This is a genomic window from Shewanella sp. SG41-4 (assembly GCF_014164505.1).
GTDB lineage: Bacteria > Pseudomonadota > Gammaproteobacteria > Enterobacterales > Shewanellaceae > Shewanella.
Genome location: NZ_JACJFI010000647.1, coordinates 1 through 1,136, shown reverse-complemented (window position 1 = coordinate 1,136; position 1,136 = coordinate 1). Strand labels below are relative to the sequence as shown.

Genomic DNA, 1,136 nt, shown 5'->3' with positions numbered 1-1,136 from the left:
GGTGCGAGAGGCTAAAGTAGACTCTAAAGAATGAGTTAACTTACCCAATAAATAAGACGTCGACTGAGTCACTATTGCATTAGTGACTAGAAAGTTAATCACCACTACATACCAAATCAAAGTCGAAAAGCCACTTATGTCGGGCCAATGAACCAGCTGATAATGGTAAGCTATACCGATTAAGAATAACGATATACCGTTAGCCACTTGGGCCCATACCGCCATTTTCTCACCGAGAAGAATGCTGCTCAAAGGAGGGAAAACGAATAACCAGAAAAAACCTGCACCAGAAGGGCCAATTGCGAGTAAAAATCCGATGCCAATCCCAAATGCAAGATAACACCCTATGGTAAATTTTTGCTGTTCGCTAATTCGGGGATAAAACAATATAAATAATAATACCCCGTAAGCCACGGTATCAAATACTGCCATGCTCCAAAGATTTTGAACAATACACAGATATACGCTGGTGATGTAAACCGGGATACATAATAAGGCCAACACACTAAACAGTCGCTTAAAAATAATACGACGCCATACTGGTAAGCCATCATTAAAACCGTTTTGAATGAGCTGTGCTGTCAAGCGAGATGACATATTAATTCCTTTTAAAACGATGTTAATCTAACACCATTGAATTCCATTAATCGCATAAACAGATCGATGTAGTTGACCAATCAGTAAACATTCTAGAATGATGTAAATAACATGATTAGTCAGAAATGCATCATCTTAAGTATTGCTGCTAGACAAGCATTAAGCAAAATTAGGATTAAAAATAATCCATAAAACCAATGTTCTACTCATATTCGATTATGATTGTCATTAATTTGGGTGCTTACCATTGCCAATAATCCATAATATTAGCGAAAATATTGACGTTTCATGACGGTGTGATGCGACAATTAACACCCTATAACAAAAAGTAACGTCAGCCACAAAGCCAAGGTTACTTCATCACTCCCCACCTATAATAAGGATGTTGTTATGCAAAGTTCGTCTCGTAGTGCTGCTATTTTCGGAATATTAATTGCACTGGGATTGGGTGCTTTAGGTGTATTACTTAAACAGGCCATTGTTGAGTACAAATTACTCGACCGCAGCGTCACGGTGAAAGGCTTAGCAGAAAATGAATA

At 38.0% G+C, this 1,136-nt stretch carries 1 pseudogene; it reads right to left on the bottom strand.

The features are described from left to right. Nucleotides 1–597 (bottom strand): annotated as a pseudogene (locus H5202_RS24520) (HD-GYP domain-containing protein); the annotation flags it as partial. Nucleotides 598–1,136: the final 539 nt, after the last annotated feature.